The 2299-nt window shown below is 40.7% G+C and carries 1 protein-coding gene and 2 pseudogenes; 2 read left to right on the top strand and 1 reads right to left on the bottom strand.

All coding sequences use genetic code 11. The annotated features are described in order from the left end of the window. A partial coding sequence (locus ACFIQE_RS09705; RefSeq protein ID WP_375707637.1) for a tyrosine-type recombinase/integrase occupies positions 1–899 on the bottom strand: 899 nt, incomplete at its 3' end. Between the two features lie 172 nt (positions 900–1071). Here ACFIQE_RS09705 and ACFIQE_RS09700 point away from each other — a divergent pair. Beyond that, positions 1072–1476: pseudogene (locus ACFIQE_RS09700) on the top strand (hypothetical protein); the annotation flags it as partial. A 1-nt stretch (position 1477) separates the two neighbouring features. Next, positions 1478–2299: pseudogene (locus ACFIQE_RS09695) on the top strand (hypothetical protein); the annotation flags it as partial.

Genomic DNA, 2299 nt, shown 5'->3' with positions numbered 1-2299 from the left:
AAAAAGAAATCATTACGAGAAAGCAATCGTGCTTGTTTTAAAATGTCTAATGCTTCAGTTGATAAAGGCACGCGAAACTCTTCTGTAGTATCACGTCGACCTTTCATATTTTCAGCAGGGATTGTCCAGATATCGCCATCAATTTGATCTTTATGAATATGACACAAAGGGTTGGTACGAACGCCTGTCAAAATAAGCAAACGCAAAGCCAGTTGTGTTAAGGTTGATGCTTCGCAAAGTGTTTTATAAAAGGCAGGGACATCTCTCCAATCCATAGCTGGAAAATTTTGCGTTTTATGGCGTTGTTTACCTAAGAGAGCGCGTGCTTTTTCTGTTGCTTGTAAATCAACATCCAAACCCAAAGCAGCCGCATGTTTGAGACAAATATTAAGGCGGGTAAGAGCTTTATCAGCTGTTGCTGCTTTTGTATGCCAAATGGGAGCAAGTGTATTGCGTATCTCTGTTTGTGTAATCTCTGAAACGGGGAGGCAACCTAATTTGGGGAGAATATGGAGTTTTAAGGGTAAAAACCAACGCCCATCTTTACCATCTCCTTTTAGTTCAGCTTTACGGCTTTCAAAAGCATCCAACGCGATATCTTTTAAATAATGGAGATTACTTATTGCCTCACGCTTTTGTTTATTGCGTTCTTTAATGGGGTCACGACCTTCACGAAGAACAGAGCGCCACCCAGTTGCCAATTCACGGGCTTGTTTTAAAGAGACATCTCTCAAGGCACCCAAGCCCATTTCACGGCGCCGACCATGAATGGTAAAACGGTAAATCCATTGAGCACCACCATCTTTACGCTTATGAAGTAACAAGCCGGCACCATCATTATATTTGCCAGCTCCCAATGTTGCGACAGCCCTTGCATTAAGACGGTTCATAAGAGCCATTTTTAGTCCTTTCTTATACAAATTTTATCCATACACTCATCCCACTTGTTATGTACAAATGAGTGGTTTTAGTTGATTCAAGATAAACAGATTTGAAATGAGAGAATCTTACGTTATTCGGGATTCTAATTCAATATGAATAACGCTATATTATCATTATAAATCAATGTGTTATCTGAGTTCTGATCAACATCATAAGTTTGCCTTGGAATGTAAGGACCATGTTTCTTTAGAGCCTTTGTTATCATCAGAGCAGCAAGGAACGCCGGTTTGTTACAGTTATTTTGATAGGAAATTACATCTTTATCCCACGCCGGATAAAGCCTATCAGATTCAACTCATTCTCTCTCCATTGCGTTTATCAGAGATAGAGAGTGTTGATGAGGAGCATCCATGGTTTGTGCACGCGTTTGATTTGATTAAAGCGCGTGCAAAATATGAACTGTACAAGAATATCTTGAAAGACCCCGATTGTGCAACGGCAGCTTACAATGACTTTAACGAACAGTTGCATGAATTGCGTGCAGAGACGTCTCAACGTCATAACGTGACCAGAATAATACCAACGGATTTCTAAGATGGTTTATTTTCCAATCGCTGATTACAGACCAGATGTTTCGGTCGTCAACGGTAGCTTTACGGATACGCTTGTGAATGTTTTACCGGCTGATGGCTGTTATATTCCGATGCCTAATGCAGTGGTAGTGTCTCATGCTTTAGAAGAAAAGCCGTTGGGGTGCATAGCCTTTAGAAGTGGCAATGGTGTTAAGATAATCGTAGGAGGAGCCAAAAAGCTTTACAGTTATGATAGTCAAACGAAGGGTTGGAAAGACATAAGTCAAAGTGGTGTGACCTATCAAGCAAATGAAGAGAATAAATGGTCGTTTGCATTATTTGGTGAAACTATTATTGCGGTGAATAAAAATGATAAACCACAAGTCTTTAATACTCATAGCTCTGAACGGTTTGAAGATTTAGGAGGCAATCCCCCGAAAGCAGGATTGGTGAAGGTTTGGGGTGATTTTGTTTGTTTGATGCAATTAACAGATCATCCCAATCGCATCCATTGGTCGGGTTTGAATGATGCAACTCATTGGACGGTAGGTGATAAAGATTGTTATTATCATAATTTTAATGATGGAGAATATGTTCAAGGGGCAACGGAATCGAGCAATCCCCTCGTTTTTTTGCGTTCTGCTATTTATGCTGGTTGTTTTACGCTAGGCTCTAAAGTCCCCTTTATTTTTCAAAAGCTTCAAGACAAGCGTGGATCCCGCAGTGCAGCCTCTATAGCGTGTCGTGGGAGTGATGCTTTTTTTGCTGGTGATGGTGGCTTTTATCAGATCAGTGCTGATGGTCAACTTTTGCCGATAGGCTTTGAGAAGGTTGATAGAACGGTT

This window comes from Bartonella sp. AA1HLJMS (assembly GCF_042197445.1).
Lineage (GTDB): Bacteria > Pseudomonadota > Alphaproteobacteria > Rhizobiales > Rhizobiaceae > Bartonella.
Note: the sequence above shows the minus strand (reverse complement) of the source record. Positions and strands in the feature narration are given on the sequence as shown.